Consider the following 15,526-nt stretch of genomic DNA (forward strand, 5'->3'; position numbering starts at 1 on the left):
GGCCGATGAAGACGCGAGGTTTTGAACGACGATTCTCTCAAAATCTTGCACCTGTGGGAGCGAGAAAAGCCCCAAAACCCTTACTTTGCCTACATTTCACATTTATTCAGCAAGCCCTAAGTAGTTGGTTATAATTAAATTAAAAATGGATTTTAGGTTCGATCCCCCCTGCCCCCCTTGATAAGGGGGGTGTCGATCCCCCCTGCCCCCCTTGATAAGGTTCGATCCCCCCTGCCCCCCTTGATAAGGGGGGTGTTGCCTTTTCTCATCTTAAAAAAACAGGAGACAGGACAATGACATCGATCGAATTGCGGCAAAAACTAATCAACCAAATTGATCGGCTGAGTTTTGAAAAACTTCTCGTTGTAGAAAAGCTGATCGAAAGTTTAGAAAGCCATTTACCAGAAACCTCAAAAAATATAGATTCTGCCCTAGAATCTCCAGCTTCAACAAACACTTATTTAGAAGATGATCCAATTATAGGAATGTGTTCTGGTGTAATTCCTAATTTTTCGGAGCGAGCGGAAGAAATTTTAGAAACAGCCATTAAACCTCGATCGGGATGGACATGGAAAGAATGAATTCTCTTGCTGATACAGGATTCATTGTTGCACTGATAGATTCTCAGGATTCCCATCACCGGGAAGTAAAAAACATCTATCTTCAGCAACACTCCCCTTATTAAGTTGGGAAGATTCATTTTACCAACAACAAAAACTAACTCGAACTTTCCACGAGGCGACCAGTAACATATTTGTGTAGAATGCTAGAGATAAGTGTTTGATAGGGAATACCTTCCTCTATTGCCTTAGCTTGAAGCGCTTCCAAATCTAGGGAAGACAGAAGTAAAGTAATTTTTTTATCTTGAGTCAGCGTCTCCTTAGCATAGGACTTCAACTCAGCCATTCTAGCCGGCGTTGCCACAGAAACCCACTCATCATTGTTATAGGATTCGAGGATATCTTTTTCTTCAGGAGTTAACTTAGTCATGATTATTTTTATCTCCGAGATATTTTTTAGTTGCTTTTCTAGAAGGGATGATAGTCTTAAGAAAGAGTTCCGAGGAAACTTTAGTCCTTATCCTGCTTGAAGTTGCCTATTTTTTTCTTGACTCCACCGAATTGTTTTAATGCGCCTAAGTAGGCAGGTGTTAAAAACTTTCAGATGCCCCCCTTATCAAGGGGGGTAGGGGGGATCGATGCCCCCCTTATCAAGGGGGGTAGGGGGGATCGATGCCCCCCTTATCAAGGGGGGTAGGGGGGATCGATGCCCCCCTTATCAACCCTTATCAAGGGGGGTGGGGGGGATCGAACCCAAAATCTATCTTCAATTTAATTATAACCAGCTACTTAACCGCTTCAGAAAAAATGACTAAATTAATCATTCACCGACAGCAGCGAGAAGCACAATATTACAGCGAGAATTTAGGGGAAGGCATTAATCTCGACATGATGCTTATCCCTAGCGGTTCCTTCCAGATGGGAACCCCAGATCAAGAAATAGAAAGACTCTGTAAAGAATACGATCGAGACTATTTCCAAAGAGAAAGTCCTCAACACACCGTTAATATTTCAGCTTTTTTCATGGGACGCTATCCCATCACCCAAGCACAGTGGCAAGCGATCGCCGCAACTGCTAAAATAGACATCGATCTAGAACTAGAGCCTTCCTACTTCAAAGAGCCATATCAAGAGCAGGATAGATGGACAAGACCCGTAGAACAAGTCAACTGGGAGCAAGCAAGGGAATTCTGTAAACGACTATCAAGGGAAACAAAACGGGAGTATCGGCTACCGAGTGAGGCAGAATGGGAATATGCCTGTAGAGCGGGGACAACAACTGCTTTTCATTTTGGGGAGACGATTACCACAGATTTGGCTAATTACAGAGGAACTGATTGGGAAAGAGACCAAAAAGTTTATCCAGGGAATTATGGAAGGGGACCAAAAGGCATCGATCGAAAACAGACGACACCAGTAGGCTATTTTAAGGTAGCTAATGCCTTTGGTCTGTACGATATGCACGGAAACGTTTGGGAATGGTGCGAGGACGATTATCACCCTAATTATCAAGGCGCACCCACTGATGGGAGTGCTTGGATTAGCAAGAACAAATCTACTACCAAAGTACTGCGGGGCGGTTCTTGGTACTACAATCCAGATGGCTGCCGTTCCGCTTGCCGCGTCAACGCCAACCGCCGCGGCAGCGGCAACTACTACGGTTTTCGGGTGGTGTGCGGTGCTGGGAGGACTCTGTAACCCTTTTTCTCTTTTTTTCCCTTTTTACCCTCACATCTGATAATTTTTAACGCCTACCTACTTAGGGTTTGCTGAAAAAGTACGGGCGAAGCATTCGGGCAATAACCTATCGGTGAAACCGTAGATTTTCTATCCGAATGCTTCGCCCCTACAGGACGCGGGCCGATGAAGACGCAAGGTTTGGAAGCACGATTCTCTGAAAATCTGGCACCTGTTTCACAAGAAAAGCCACAAAACCCTTACCTTGCCTACATTTCACATTTATTCAGCCAGCCCTACTTAGGACTGGCTGAATAAATCTAAAAACCTTGTTGGGTAAGACTTTTAGACTTTTTTTCTCAAAAAGTGTCAACTATTGGAGTGATCGGGGAGAAATTTAGGCACTTTTTCCCTGAAAATTAGGTAATTGGCCACCTAAAAATCGACAAAACCCCACACCCAAATTCATAATTCATAATTCATAATTCATAATTCCCACACCCCACACCCCACACCCTGCCCCCGGGAAAAACTTTTTGCCGCAAACCCTAATTATTGATCAGTAATTCCCAAATTTCTCCCCTATTATTGCCCTGGGAATTAATATTTCTTCGGGCTTTTACCCTTTGAATATTATAGTTTTTATATAGGTCATCAAAAAAATTATTGTCAGAGTCAAAGTTTTTAAGGTCGGAATTACTTAAGATAAATTTATAACCAGCCTGATCCACTCGATCGATAAATTGTTTTAATCTTATTTGCTCCTCATCGTTAAAATCTTCTTTAGTATAAGAGGTAAAAGCTGATGTTTTTTTAATCGGTTTATAGGGAGGATCAAAATAAAATAAAGTCTTGTTATTGGCATAATTTAGAGTTTGGACAAAATCTCCTTGTAGGATCGTCACTTTCTGTAAATGATGATTGACAGCTAATAAGTTTTCTTCATTGCAGATCAACGGTTTGACATATTTTCCAAAGGGGACATTAAAAAGTCCTTTGCTATTGACTCTATAAAGTCCATTAAAACAAGTTTTATTGAGAAATAATAACAAAACTGTTTTTTCTAGACAGTCATCGCAGCTGCGAGAATTAAATTCTATTCTTTTATCTAAAAAAAACTTTTGTTGTTCCTCTAGATTTTTAAGTTCATAAAAATCCTGCTGGATTTTTTTAAGCTTTACTATTAATTCTTTGACATTATTTTTAATAACATTATAAGCCATGATTAAATCAGGATTGATGTCATTAATAATAACTTTTTGAACAGGATAGGGATTATTTAATACTGAGAATAAAACTGCCCCACCTCCGACAAAAGGTTCAATGTAGTTAAACTGACAATCTTGAGAAATCTGGGAATTAATCAAAGATAGAATATTAGGAACCAGTTGAGTTTTGCCTCCCGCCCACTTTAAAAAAGGTTTGCCGCTAACTGTTTTCCTTTCAGACAAAGAAGTAGTCATTATTATTACTAGATTATCCTAATCTATTCAATTTACAGCGCAATTCATGAAAACCTGATCAGAGAATGGGTTACGCTGGGCTAACGCATCTGAATATCCAATATAAGTAACTGATTATAATTAAATTGAAGATAGATTTTGGGTTTGATCCCCCCTACCCCCCTTAATAAGGGGGGTATCGGAAAATTTTTAACACCTACCTACTTATCTATTAGATATCAGAAAGGTAAACGGGGCATTTTTTTCAATACTGATTCAATTTGGTTGATTAAATCCAGCAGACGATTGCCATCCACATGAACCTCGCTGGTGGGATAATTAGCGAGGACTTCGATGATTTGAATCTCGTTATCATTAATGGCAGAAGTGACTAGGGAACCCCGTAAAGCTTGCCGACTAGCAGCCCGATTGGGTGTATGGACAATTTCGGCGGCATAATCTAGCAAACTTTCGCCAAAAAAACTATTAAGAAATTTGGAAAGAAAGACGGCATCCACCGCTACGCGACGATTAAGGATTTTACGGAATTCTTCGGGTTTTTGGTTAGCCATCTTTAATTGTGCCGCTAAAGCGGGGGCTAATTCGCCTGTTTCGCTCAATTGCTTTAATTCTGATACCGATACGGACCCTTGGAAGATGTAGTATTTGATGATAGCTGATTCGGCGGCTGACAAAGATTGACAAACACCGAGAAAGATAGATATTCCTAGGGGAAGTAAAAGATTTTTGAACATAAACCAAAGGTGCAAAACAAGCGAAAAGCGATCGGGATGATTGACTCATTCTAGCGGAATTGGTTGCCGCTTAGGAAAAACTTAAGACGGAGTTGATTATCTAGAGATGAATTTTTTAGTCACCCAACAAGGGGCAGAAAGCTGATAGCTTAATGCTAATCATTAATTTACATTCGCGAGAGAGCAGCGATTTTCGCTAGTTTATCTTTTTCCAAACCGTTGAGATCTTCTAGCTTCAACCATCCTTCCTTTAATAGTTGAGCAAAGACAAAAATTAGGGAAGTATAGCGATAGTCATATTTACCATCAATCTGATGTCGTCGGGCGCTTAGATAATCGTGCATTTGCCAGATATCATCTAAAACCGTGATCTGACCAGACTGTTCTTTAATATGTTCTATTAAAGTGCTAGTTTCGCGCTGATAGGCTTTTTGGAAAGCAGTTTGAGCAATTTCTTGTTCGGTATCTGACCAAATTATTTCACTCATAGGCATGATTTTAGTTTTAGGGATGATAATTTTGGATTTTTGAACTACCTCGACTCTTTTCGCCGACACCTGTTAAGAATGATGTTTAGTTATTCTTACCTAGATCGGAGAAGAAACCGGTGTATTTACCAATTTTTTTAAGTCAGCCTTTTAATTGTATAAAAAAAAGAGTTCACTTGACAAGGAACTCTAATAAATTTCATCAGAATTTTTAATGATTTCTCTCAGTAGCTATTTAGCCACGGGCAAAGTTTAATAATTCTTTCGGAGAAGCTAATAAGTCGATCGCTACGAAGAAAATTTTATTATCAGGAGTTAGGAGGAAGCGCCATGCCATATTCATACCCACACCTGCACCAAACCAAGGAGTTTGTACTTTTCCCGTCACTTTAATCTGAGTAAAACCGTCATCGGCGGGTTCCACCACACCGCGTTCGGGGATTAATTTCAAATTTTGGCATTCTTCGCGGAAAAAGCGATATACTGCCTCTTTACCGACGATGGGACGTTGGAAAGGTGGTTGTAGAGCGCCGTCAGGGGTGAATAATTCAATTAATACATCAAAGTCGTTAGCGTTGAGGTTGTCCATGTAGTTGAGGACGGTGGCATTGGTAACGCCTTCAATGCTAACTTTAGTCCGTTCGGCAATATTTTGGGGAGGAACCACGGGTTCGGAAATACGGTTATAATCGCCCAGTTTCTTGGGATCATAGCCCATATCCACCACACAATTCCGCAGAACGGTGATTTGTTGTCCCGACTCTAATTTTTTAATCCCGTCTAAAACGGCGCTGGCATTAGCAGATAGTTCATAACCCTTGGGAATTGGGGCAACACTGCCATCTTCCATCCATTGTCCTAATTGATACCAGAATCCCAGTTTGATATTAGCAGACCAAGTGCTGTAGGTGCGACAAACCGGGGTGTCAGCATGGTTAGCTAAGTCGCACATCACCTGCGATTGTTGCAAGGGTGACATCTGCCGAATTTCATTCATGGTTTTTTCGGCAAACACCATACTAGCAGCGCCGGGGGCGGCAACGGTGATGGTTTTGCCCATTTCTAGGTAGGCAAACCAAATCAAGGCTAGTTGATCTTCGGTATTCAGCTGATTGAAACGCGCAATCGTGGCAGGAACCACATCCGCTGATAGCGTGTTGGGGAAAATGCTCCGCGCTGATTCGATCGTAAACGGCATAGATTCACCTTGAAGTAAAGTTTTGTATCAATTTACTGACATTCTATCATATTGGCGACCCAAGGCAGCACCGATGGAGAAAATTTCCCAAAAAAGCTGTACTTTAGATCACACTTACCCGGTATTATCACCAAATCTTAATGGTTGAACAACTGTTCCATCATTTATCTAGGGTTTGCAGCATCGAGCGATCGCTGTTTGAGGATGATTTTTGCTGCTCTAACTCGTTTTCAATCCGTGACTACTCTTGATGCTTCCTAGTTTTTTCTAGGATTTCTCACCCCGTAGTAGGCCATAAATTTGATCCGTATAGTCATAAAACTGAGATTGTCGTTTAATTTTATAATTACGATCTGCGGGTAAATTAATTGTTAATTCCCGTTGTATAGTCCCTGGCCTAGCACTCAAAACATAAATACGTTGCGCCAAAAAAACCGCTTCATCCACATCATGGGTAATCATTAAAATACTACACCTAATTTTTTGCCAAATTTCAATTAAATATTCGTGCATTCTTTCTTTGGTTTGTACATCTAAAGCGGCAAAAGGTTCGTCCATTAATAAAACTTTGGGATGACAAGCAAGAGAGCGGGCGATCGCAACCCGTTGTTTCATCCCACCCGATAGTTCTCTAGGGTAAGCATTAGCAAATTGGGTTAAACCGACAATATCCAGATAATAACAGGCCACTTCCCAGCATTCTTTTGTCGATAATCCCTGTAGTTTTAAGCCAAATTCAACATTTTTTTGGATCGTCATCCAGGGATAGAGTGTATAATTTTGAAAAACCATGCCGCGATCGGCTCCTGGCCCTGTCACTTCAACACCATCAACGGTAATTTTGCCGGAAGTGGGCAGTTCTAAACCCGCAATCATTCGCAACAAAGTCGATTTTCCCGAACCAGAAGCCCCGACCGCACAGACAAATTCAGCACTGTCAACGTGTAAATTAATATCTTTCAGAGCGACTACAGCACCTCGTTTAGTGGTGAAAATTTTATTGAGTTGAGTAATTTCTAAGTGCATTAAGGTTCTTCTCTTATCATTAAAATAACTTTACTGGTGACATAATAAACTCTGTGCTTGAGTTTTTAAATCAACGAGTAATTGACCATTTACAAGTCCAATGCAAAAGCAAACGAAAACTTAAATCTAGGGCAAAGCCAATAATTCCCAGGACAATTAAACAGGCAAAAATTTCATCGGTTCTCAGAAATTTCTGAGCCAATAAAATGCGTTTGCCTAATCCATTATCCGCCGCTACCAATTCCGCTACCACTACCAAATTCCACGCCGCCGCCATATTAACACGAAAAGTATCGATAATATTAGGAATAATATAGGGAGTAATCACTTTAAATAAAACCTGTTTTCGAGTTCCTCCAAGAGTATAAGTTACTTCGATTAATTCCCGGGGAATAAACTTAACTGCATCCATAATCATCAGAGTATTAAAGAAAATTGTCCCGATAAAAATCAGCATGATCTTTGACGTTTCTCCAATACCCAAATAAATAACCAATAGGGGAATAAAAGCAGGAGCGGGCATATAACGGACAACGCCAATAATCGGTTCCATTAAACTGCGAATACTGGGAAAAGTTCCCATTAAAATGCCGAGGGGAATAGCAAACAATCCTCCCAAAAAAAAGCCGCCAACTACTCGTAAAAAACTGGTAATAGTATCTTGAATTAAAAAGCCCTGTTCTGCTAATTTTCCTAAGGCCTGAATAACGGCTAAAGGAGAGGGTAAAAATACAGATTCAATGCCCGCAAAACTAGAGATTAGTAACCATAAAATAAGCGGGACAATAATAGAGGAAACCATTAAAGTCCACTTTAGGGATTCGGGAATATCCTCGGTAATCCGCCAAAAAGTGCTTTGAGGAAGCGTTTTAGGTGTTGTGGTCATGGGATTTGCCAAAGAAAAGAATAATTTTGATAGCCAATATCACCCAGTTATCAAACAATTCTTGCAGTCAATGATCGAGGGAATAATTAGGAGTTTTTGTCTTGATTTGCCAAGGCCTTGACAAATTGGGAATCTAGAATAGTTGTTAGATCGGGGACTTTTTTAATAAAGCCAACTTCCATCATAAAATCAGCCATTTTTTGAGCGGCAAAGGGCATATTTTTCATGGTTTTCCCCGGACTAAACGCTTCTAGGTTTTCTTCTAAAGTAAAAAACTTCGTTCCCTCTTTATATAGGGCTAATTCTTCTGGACTAATGCCCGCACGCTTGGCCATAATCTCATCGGCTTTTTGGGGATTTTTAGTCATAAACTCTCGAACATCAAACCAGGTTTTGACAAGAGCCTGAACCTGTTCTGGCTTTTCTTTGATTAATTTGGCACTGACAACTAATAAATCAGGAATAGCACCGGGAAAAGCTTTAGAACTAATTAATTCTTTGGAACCTTTTCGTTTAAGGGCGGTTGACCAAAAGGGTGGAAAAGCGGCCACTGCATCCACTTTTCCCGATGCAAAAGCGGCGGCAGCAGCCCCTGTTTCCATGGGGACAATTTGCACATCTTTACGGCTCATTCCTTCTTTTTCTAGGGCTAAACTGAGGAGAAAGTCACCGACAACACCTTCTTCAACAGCAACTTTTTTGCCTTTTAAATCTTGAATCGTTTTAATCTCTTCTGTGACAATAACTTTGTCATTTCCTGACGAGTTATCATTGACTAAAACAGCAACTTGACCATTCACTGCATCTCCCGCAAAAGCGATTGTATCGTTGAGAGTTTGACTATTTCCATCTAATTGTCCGGCAGCTAAAGCTTGCAAGGATTCAAGATAACCATCAAACCATTTCATTTGAACATTAGCCCCATTTTTAGCAAATAATCCCTCTTCTTCAGCGATCGCCCAGGGCCACCAACCGGCCCAATTACTATAACCAATGACAATGGGGGTAGTATTATTTAGAGAACTACTTGCATTGGGGGTTTGCTGAGGAGCTTGATTACAACTAATGGTTAGGAGTAAGCTACTAAAAAAAACGAGAGGTAAGGAGAAAAAATTGCGCCGTTTCATAGGTAATAGCCTTGAGAGATGACAGCTAGTAAAGCAGAAATAAATCTCAAAAACTGTTACTGATTAACAATTCAAAAACTTCGGCCTATGGACTTGGCTTTTTAGCCAATTTAACCACTCTTCTAAACCTTCTCCTGTTTGAGCAGAAAGAGCAATAATGGTTACATCGGGATTCATAGAACGAACATTTGCCTCTAAACTTTTTAAATCAATCTCTAAATAAGGAGCCAGATCTAATTTGGTAATAATCAGACAATCCGCCTCTTGAAACATAATTGGATATTTGAGGGGTTTATCTTCTCCTTCAGTAATACTTAATAGAGCAACTTTTGCGTGTTCCCCTACCTCAAATTCGGCGGGACAAACTAAATTTCCCACATTTTCCACCAACAATAAATCAAACTCTTTCGGGTTGTAATCTTCTTTAAAACGATGAATTCCCCCAGCTACCATTTTGGAATCTAAGTGACAGGAGCGACCCGTATTAATGGCAATCACGGGAACTCCATATTGTCTCAGGCGCTCTGCATCTAGTTCTGTAGTCATATCACCTTCAATAACAGCCATTTTTAATTGATCTTTTAAGGCTGCGAGGGTTTTTTCCAATAACACAGTTTTACCCGCACCAGGACTACTCATCAGGTTTAAACAGGTAATACCCCACTCGTCAAAATGTTCCCGGTTGTGATCGGCTCCTGCTTGATTGGCATGAAGTAGATTAATTTCTAGGGCCGCGTCAAAAGTTTGGTGCATTTTAATTGAGAATGAATAATTGATCATCGAACTTTTATAAGCGATCGCCCAACTTTGTTTAAAAATCTAAAGAATATTCAATGTGGTCAATTTTTAACTCTCGACCTGAACGAATATCCTCCATCGGTGATCGACAAGTTGGGCAGGAATATTGCTGGCCAATTTGGGGTTGATAATCTTTTTGGCAGCAATGACAATAAGCAATTAGGGGAATATTTTTAATAGCTAATTCCACGCCGGCAAGAAAAGTATTGGCAGTTTGAACTTCAAAGGCAAATTGTAAACTGACCGGTTCGACACAGGTAAATTCACCAACCATGAGATGAATTTTTTCAATTTTGAGCTTTTCAGGTTGGCTATCATACCAATCTCGAACTGTCATAATTAACGCCTTGGTCATATCAGTTTCGTGCATAGGAAATTACTGCCAGGGTTCGTCAACGGCCAGATTGGCCTCAGGATGAATATAATAGGGCTTTTCTTTACGCGGTAATTGACCTGAAATCACCAGATGAGCCATGGCATCACAAATAACACGGGTAGCCATTAAAGAGGTCATATCACTAATATCGTAGGGAGGGGAAACTTCCACCACTTCCATGCCACAAATGGGAGCTTTTTGGATAATTTTACCTAATAAAGCTAAGGCTTCACGGGGTAATAAACCGCCAGGTTCCGGCCAACCCGTGCCGGGGACAAAACCAGCATCAATGCAATCAATATCAAAACTGATCCAAACGCAATCCGTACCATCTAAAGCTCGTTCTAAGGCAAATTCGGCGGCGGCATCAATGCCTCGTTCCACAATGTCGGTGACGGTCAAAATATTAGTGGCCCGCTCGCGGCAAACTTTAACACCTTGACGGGGAACTTGCCAACCACCAATCCCTAATTGGACGAGATTTTTAGCAGGAGCATTTTTCATATTGGTGGCATGAAACCAGGGGCAAGTGTGCATCCGTTCATCTAAATCTGTTTCCTGGGTATCCACATGGCGATCAAAGTGAATAATACCGACTTTTTTATCCCCTAAATGCCGACAAATACCCCGCACCGTCGGAAAACCAATAGAATGATCACCCCCTAAAATAATCGGCAATGCGCCGGAACTAAAGACATGGGCAACCCCCTTCGAGATTTGATCGAAGGACTTTTCATTATTAGCAGGAATGGTGAAAATATCCCCCAGATCACAGAGAGTAATTTGTTCCCGCAGATCTACCCCTAATTCAAAATTGTAGGGCGTATAAAGGGCCGAAATCCGCCGAATTCCCTGGGGACCAAAACGAGTTCCGGGTCGGTAAGTTGTCCCCGAATCATGGGGAACTCCCACGATTGCCACGTCATAATTGCCCACATTCCGCACATCTTCCAAATAGGGAGCCTTCATAAAGGTGTTAATTCCCGCATAGTGGGGTAACTCACCCCTGGAAAAGGTGGGAATACTGCGATCGCGAATACTATCGGCCGCCTCTAAACCGTAGGTTAACCCCTGAGAAACTTCCTGTTGCCAACCGGTTAGGGGCAAATGGCGTTCTTTTTCTAGGGCCTGTTCAGCTTCGGTTAAACGCGGGGGTTGAAAAGTAGATTCCTCGGACATCATTTCACCTCAAAATACAATAACCCGGGAGTCTTCAAAGACACTGCCTCAAAACAGTTATCCTTAAAGTCTCCCGGGCTTTTATCCCGCCGTGTAGCCAGCTTAGACGGAAAAATTTTTGATCCGCTCATTTAAGACTAGCTTGCTCCTCTCGGACTTGACATTTAAGGACGCTTAAATCGGAACCCTAGAAGCAGTTTCTCTGACCTTAGACGATCTCAATCCAACAAATGGTATCACAGACTACAGAAAGCTGATTTTTCCCGCTTGGATATGGTTTGCTGAATAATTAGGTGGGTATTAAAAACTTTCAGATGCCCCCCTTATTAAGGGGGGATTAAGGGGGGATCGAACCTAAAATCCATTTTTAATTTAATTATAACCAGCTACTTATATAATAAAAAGTATCTCCAGAGAATGATTTTTCCTGTCTCTATGCAACACCCCTCTCTGACTCGCTTTGAACCGGCGACTACTCTTGATGAAATCTATTTAACTATATCTCCTGAACCCCTATTAACTCAGAAGGAAATAGATGCTTTTTATCGAGAAGAAATGAATAAGGTGAGAGGGGAAGATAAAATTCAGCGTCTAAAATTAGGGTTAAAACGGGTCATAGATACGCAACAATATTACAAAGCCTGTTTAATGGGACACACGGGGGTAGGCAAATCGACAGAATTAACTCGTTTAATTAATGATCCTGAGATTAAACAGCATTTTGAACCCCTGCGATTTAGTGTTTTAAGTGAACTCGATGCGATTAATTTCAGTCCCCTTGATGTGTTTCTCTTTATGGTGGTGGAAATTGTTGAGAAAACCGCTAAAATTTCTCGACAACCCAGTGATGAAAATTTACAAAAGCTTTGGGATTGGTTTAGTTCTGAAGAATTTACCCGCAAGGAAACCAGAGAAAGTCAAATCAAAACGGAAGCAGGAGCGGGAGTAAAGGAAGATTCTTTCTGGAATAAAATTCTCGGACTTTTTGCCTCTCTCAAGGGAGAATTCCGGTTTGCTTCCTCGCGAGAGAAAAAAGTTGTTGAATACCGTCTTTCCCGTTCCAGAGATTTAATTAATATTGCTAATCAACTCCTAAAAGAATGTGATCAGAACTTACAGGAAACTATGCAGAGAAGCTGGTTAATTATTGGAGAGGACTTCGATAAAGCTGGTGTTTCACAAGAAGCGGTCAGGGATTTATTTTTAAACTATTCTAACATTTTCAAAGATTTAGACATTCACATTATTTTTAATATTCCGATTGGATTATATAATTCATCTCCCGGGATTAACCTCACTTTTGGCCATAATCTCCTAATTCCCGATACTCCAGTTTTTTGCCAAAAAGATCATACTCCTAACCAAAAAGGACGGGAAGCAGTGAGAAAAGTTTTAGAAGCAAGAATTAAATCTAATTTATTTGAAGATGGACAAATAGAGCGGGTTATTATTGCATCTGGTGGCAATATCAGAGATTTATTTTATTTAGTTAGAGAAGCTTCTGATGAGGCAATTGTCAATCAACAAAATCTGATCATGTCTAGTCATATTAGCAGGGCAATTCGCAGTTTAAGAACAGAATATAAAAGACGTTTAGGCCAAAATCCTTATGATACCGATCATGTTAGTTATGGGGATAAGGTATTATTGTTAAAACGAATTTATGATGCTAATCCAGAAGCACAAATTCCCAATGAGATATTATACGCTTTATTAAATGATCGTGCGATTCAAGAAGTAGATGGAGACGGGGAAAGATGCTTTATGGTGCATCCCCTTGTGGTTGATATTTTAAATGCTCAAGGTCGTATTCCTACTGCTCCCGATGGAGGTGTCCCCGGTGGTACATCAAGTTAATCAAACTAATCAATCGGAGTTAGAACCGGGTACTATTTCCCATACAGCAGCTCGTTTGCTATTATGGGGACGAAGACCATCTAGAGGTTTAGCTAGGGTGGAATTTTATGATGAGTTTTCCCGTCAGCAAGTAGTTAGAGAATTAGAGAATAAACTGCAAGAACAAGGCATTATTTTTTATAAAATTGTCTTACCAATATGGGAAAAACCTTCTTTTGTCTTGAACTTCTTGTTAACACAATTGGCAGAATTGGAGTCGGGAGTAGTATCAATTACTGGTTTTGAAACCGCTTTTAGTTCTGATGTTTCCCTAGTAGATGCCTTGAAATTAATTAATTTCAATCGAGAAAATTTAGCTCGCTTTAATCTCCGACAAATTTGGTGGATGAATCATGATTTTACTAACAAAGTTATTCGGTATATGCCAGATTTAAATTCTTGGTTTTTCCTGCGGTTATTTTTAACAGAAAATTCAACCCAAGCTACCAACTATAATCAGCTATTTACCGATAAAAATACCGTTCATGATCCCTATAATTTACCAGGAACAGCAGTTAACTTTGTTGGTAGAGAACAGGAATTATCCCAGATTAATCAAGCTTTTCAGCAATCTTCTCCAGTGGTTTTAAGTGGGATGGGAGGTTCGGGAAAAACTGAATTAGCTTTACAGTATGCTTGGCAACATAAAGGGGATTATCCTGCGGGTATTTGTTGGATAAATGTCCTTAACAGTGACCCCGGTTTAGCTATTTTATTTTTTGCCAGAGAATACCTGGGTTTAAACATCCCCAATCAGGGAACCCTAAGTAAACGAGTGCGTTACTGTTGGCAAAATTGGCCCGAGGGAAATGCTTTAATTATTTTTGATGATGTGCGTGACTACGACCAAATTAAATCTTATCTACCACCGGGAAAAGAATCTCGTTTTCGGGTTTTGATTACCACTCGCTTTAGTTACTTAGGGGTATCGCTATCAACGATAAACTTAGATGTTCTCACAGCAGCGCAAGCTTTAGATTTACTGCAAACCTACTTAGGAAAAGAACGTCTAACCGCGGAGTTAGAGGCAGCCAAGCAACTTTGTCAGTGTTTAGGATATTTGCCTCTAGGATTACAATTACTAGGCAGTTTTCTGAGACAAGAAACCACTGAAACTTTAGCAAATATCAAGGAAAAATTCCCGAAGAAAGGCTTAAAATATCTCAACTCTGATAAGGAGGAAGTCCGCAGTATTAAAACAATTCTGGAACTCAGTTGGCAACTGTTAGAAACAGAAGAACAAAAATTAGCTCTTTATCTCAGTTTATTTGCTTCGGCACCTTTTCCCAAGCACTTAATCATCAGTTTATTTTCTGATGAAGCTAAAGACGAGATGGAAAAATGGTTAACCGATAGCTTGGTTAAGCTTAATTTGCTGAAATCTTTAGGCAATCAATGGTATCAACTGCATCCCCTCATCCGTCTTTATCTACGGGAAAAATTAGAAGGTTCCGAGATAGCCAATACCGCAAAAAGTCGTTATTGTACGGTGATGACAGATACATCGAGAACAGTCCCCCAAACTCCTACTCTAGATATTATTCAAAATCTGACTCCCTTAATTCCCCATATTGAACAAGCTGTCAGGGAATATCCCCAATATATCGCTGATGAGGATTTAGTTTCGTCCTATACGGGTTTAGCTTGGTACTATAACGGACAAGGATTGTATGCTATTGCTGAACCTTACTGTCAAGCTTGTTTAACCGCAACTCGAACCCGCTTAGGAGAAAATCATCTCGATGTGGCAACTTCCCTCAACAATTTAGCACACTTGTACGAATCCCAAGGCAGGTACACAGAAGCAGAACCTCTCTATCTAGAAGCATTAGATTTGTATAAACGACTCTTAGGAGACAATCATCCCGATGTGGCAACTTCCCTCAACAATTTAGCACTATTGTACTATTCCCAAGGTAGGTACAAAGAAGCGGAACCTCTCTATCTAGAAGCATTAGATTTGTATAAACAACTCTTAGGAGACAATCATCCCCATGTGGCAACTTCCCTCAACAATTTAGCAGCATTGTACGATTCCCAAGGCAGGTACACAGAAGCAGAACCTCTCTATCTAGAAGCATTAGATTTGAGAAAACGACTCTTAGGAGACAATCATCC

The 15,526-nt window shown here is 40.4% G+C and carries 16 protein-coding genes and 1 riboswitch; of the genes, 5 read left to right on the forward strand and 11 right to left on the reverse strand.

The window, feature by feature from the left end; translation table 11 throughout:
- The first annotated feature begins 293 nt into the window (after positions 1–293).
- The gene (locus EWV66_RS15695) at positions 294–581 is read left to right on the forward strand and encodes a hypothetical protein (protein WP_052277851.1); all 288 of its coding nucleotides are present in this window, start codon (positions 294–296) and stop codon (positions 579–581) included.
- A 136-nt stretch (positions 582–717) separates the two neighbouring features.
- On the opposite strand, the gene EWV66_RS15700 is transcribed toward EWV66_RS15695, so the two are convergent.
- Positions 718–990 carry a hypothetical protein gene (locus tag EWV66_RS15700; RefSeq protein ID WP_002791728.1) on the reverse strand — a complete coding sequence of 91 codons (273 nt, stop codon included), beginning with the start codon at positions 988–990 and terminating at the stop codon, positions 718–720.
- Positions 991–1,367: 377 nt separating this feature from the next.
- Between EWV66_RS15700 and EWV66_RS15705 the strand changes: the two genes are divergently transcribed.
- Entirely contained in the window at positions 1,368–2,258 is an 891-nt protein-coding gene (locus tag EWV66_RS15705) for a formylglycine-generating enzyme family protein (protein ID WP_287109038.1), read from the forward strand.
- Between the two features lie 165 nt (positions 2,259–2,423).
- A complete protein-coding gene (locus tag EWV66_RS15710; RefSeq protein WP_287116006.1) occupies positions 2,424–2,555 on the forward strand; it encodes a hypothetical protein in 132 nt (43 codons plus the stop codon).
- 230 nt (positions 2,556–2,785) lie between these two features.
- Here EWV66_RS15710 and EWV66_RS15715 read toward each other — a convergent pair whose 3' ends face one another.
- From EWV66_RS15715 to EWV66_RS15760, 10 genes are all read right to left on the reverse strand, one after another.
- A complete protein-coding gene (locus tag EWV66_RS15715) occupies positions 2,786–3,700 on the reverse strand; it encodes a DNA adenine methylase (RefSeq protein WP_052277854.1) in 915 nt (304 codons plus the stop codon).
- Between the two features lie 218 nt (positions 3,701–3,918).
- The gene (locus EWV66_RS15720) at positions 3,919–4,434 is read right to left on the reverse strand and encodes an alpha/beta hydrolase (RefSeq protein ID WP_072926031.1); all 516 of its coding nucleotides are present in this window, start codon (positions 4,432–4,434) and stop codon (positions 3,919–3,921) included.
- A gap of 167 nt (positions 4,435–4,601) precedes the next feature.
- Positions 4,602–4,928 carry a fluorescence recovery protein gene (frp, locus tag EWV66_RS15725; protein ID WP_002746320.1) on the reverse strand — a complete coding sequence of 109 codons (327 nt, stop codon included), beginning with the start codon at positions 4,926–4,928 and terminating at the stop codon, positions 4,602–4,604.
- Between the two features lie 229 nt (positions 4,929–5,157).
- A complete protein-coding gene (locus EWV66_RS15730; RefSeq protein WP_002765486.1) occupies positions 5,158–6,120 on the reverse strand; it encodes an orange carotenoid-binding protein in 963 nt (320 codons plus the stop codon).
- A gap of 267 nt (positions 6,121–6,387) precedes the next feature.
- The gene (locus EWV66_RS15735) at positions 6,388–7,146 is read right to left on the reverse strand and encodes an ABC transporter ATP-binding protein (RefSeq protein WP_052277856.1); all 759 of its coding nucleotides are present in this window, start codon (positions 7,144–7,146) and stop codon (positions 6,388–6,390) included.
- A gap of 70 nt (positions 7,147–7,216) precedes the next feature.
- A complete protein-coding gene (locus tag EWV66_RS15740) occupies positions 7,217–8,032 on the reverse strand; it encodes an ABC transporter permease (protein ID WP_287109039.1) in 816 nt (271 codons plus the stop codon).
- Between the two features lie 86 nt (positions 8,033–8,118).
- A complete protein-coding gene (locus EWV66_RS15745; protein ID WP_052277857.1) occupies positions 8,119–9,159 on the reverse strand; it encodes an ABC transporter substrate-binding protein in 1,041 nt (346 codons plus the stop codon).
- A gap of 63 nt (positions 9,160–9,222) precedes the next feature.
- Complete coding sequence (gene hypB, locus EWV66_RS15750; RefSeq protein WP_072926033.1) at positions 9,223–9,912, reverse strand: hydrogenase nickel incorporation protein HypB; 690 nt, start codon at positions 9,910–9,912, stop codon at positions 9,223–9,225.
- Between the two features lie 58 nt (positions 9,913–9,970).
- Positions 9,971–10,327: a hydrogenase maturation nickel metallochaperone HypA gene (hypA, locus tag EWV66_RS15755; protein ID WP_036402098.1), complete on the reverse strand. Its 357-nt coding sequence runs from the start codon at positions 10,325–10,327 to the stop codon at positions 9,971–9,973.
- A gap of 6 nt (positions 10,328–10,333) precedes the next feature.
- Positions 10,334–11,512: an agmatinase family protein gene (locus EWV66_RS15760; protein WP_185237135.1), complete on the reverse strand. Its 1,179-nt coding sequence runs from the start codon at positions 11,510–11,512 to the stop codon at positions 10,334–10,336.
- A gap of 68 nt (positions 11,513–11,580) precedes the next feature.
- A riboswitch (guanidine-I (ykkC/yxkD leader) is annotated at positions 11,581–11,714 on the reverse strand.
- Between the two features lie 233 nt (positions 11,715–11,947).
- Here EWV66_RS15760 and EWV66_RS15765 point away from each other — a divergent pair.
- Entirely contained in the window at positions 11,948–13,369 is a 1,422-nt protein-coding gene (locus tag EWV66_RS15765; RefSeq protein WP_287116008.1) for a hypothetical protein, read from the forward strand.
- On the forward strand, positions 13,338–15,526 hold a 2,189-nt coding region (locus EWV66_RS15770), incomplete at its 3' end, for a tetratricopeptide repeat protein (protein WP_287109043.1). The genes EWV66_RS15765 and EWV66_RS15770, both read left to right, overlap by 32 nt.

Source organism: Microcystis sp. M_OC_Ca_00000000_C217Col, assembly GCF_007095585.1.
Classification (GTDB): Bacteria; Cyanobacteriota; Cyanobacteriia; order Cyanobacteriales; family Microcystaceae; genus Microcystis; species Microcystis panniformis.

Bases quoted from the DNA above. Each gene is read 5' to 3' on its own strand.
- EWV66_RS15695 (WP_052277851.1), top strand. From the start codon at position 294: ATGACATCGATCGAATTGCGGCAAAAACTAATCAACCAAATTGATCGG.
- EWV66_RS15700 (WP_002791728.1), bottom strand. From the start codon at position 990: ATGACTAAGTTAACTCCTGAAGAAAAAGATATCCTCGAATCCTATAAC.
- EWV66_RS15705 (WP_287109038.1), top strand. From the start codon at position 1,368: ATGACTAAATTAATCATTCACCGACAGCAGCGAGAAGCACAATATTAC.
- EWV66_RS15710 (WP_287116006.1), top strand. From the start codon at position 2,424: ATGAAGACGCAAGGTTTGGAAGCACGATTCTCTGAAAATCTGGCACCT.
- EWV66_RS15715 (WP_052277854.1), bottom strand. From the start codon at position 3,700: ATGACTACTTCTTTGTCTGAAAGGAAAACAGTTAGCGGCAAACCTTTT.
- EWV66_RS15720 (WP_072926031.1), bottom strand. From the start codon at position 4,434: ATGTTCAAAAATCTTTTACTTCCCCTAGGAATATCTATCTTTCTCGGT.
- frp (WP_002746320.1), bottom strand. From the start codon at position 4,928: ATGCCTATGAGTGAAATAATTTGGTCAGATACCGAACAAGAAATTGCT.
- EWV66_RS15730 (WP_002765486.1), bottom strand. From the start codon at position 6,120: ATGCCGTTTACGATCGAATCAGCGCGGAGCATTTTCCCCAACACGCTA.
- EWV66_RS15735 (WP_052277856.1), bottom strand. From the start codon at position 7,146: ATGCACTTAGAAATTACTCAACTCAATAAAATTTTCACCACTAAACGA.
- EWV66_RS15740 (WP_287109039.1), bottom strand. From the start codon at position 8,032: ATGACCACAACACCTAAAACGCTTCCTCAAAGCACTTTTTGGCGGATT.
- EWV66_RS15745 (WP_052277857.1), bottom strand. From the start codon at position 9,159: ATGAAACGGCGCAATTTTTTCTCCTTACCTCTCGTTTTTTTTAGTAGC.
- hypB (WP_072926033.1), bottom strand. From the start codon at position 9,912: ATGCACCAAACTTTTGACGCGGCCCTAGAAATTAATCTACTTCATGCC.
- hypA (WP_036402098.1), bottom strand. From the start codon at position 10,327: ATGCACGAAACTGATATGACCAAGGCGTTAATTATGACAGTTCGAGAT.
- EWV66_RS15760 (WP_185237135.1), bottom strand. From the start codon at position 11,512: ATGTCCGAGGAATCTACTTTTCAACCCCCGCGTTTAACCGAAGCTGAA.
- EWV66_RS15765 (WP_287116008.1), top strand. From the start codon at position 11,948: ATGCAACACCCCTCTCTGACTCGCTTTGAACCGGCGACTACTCTTGAT.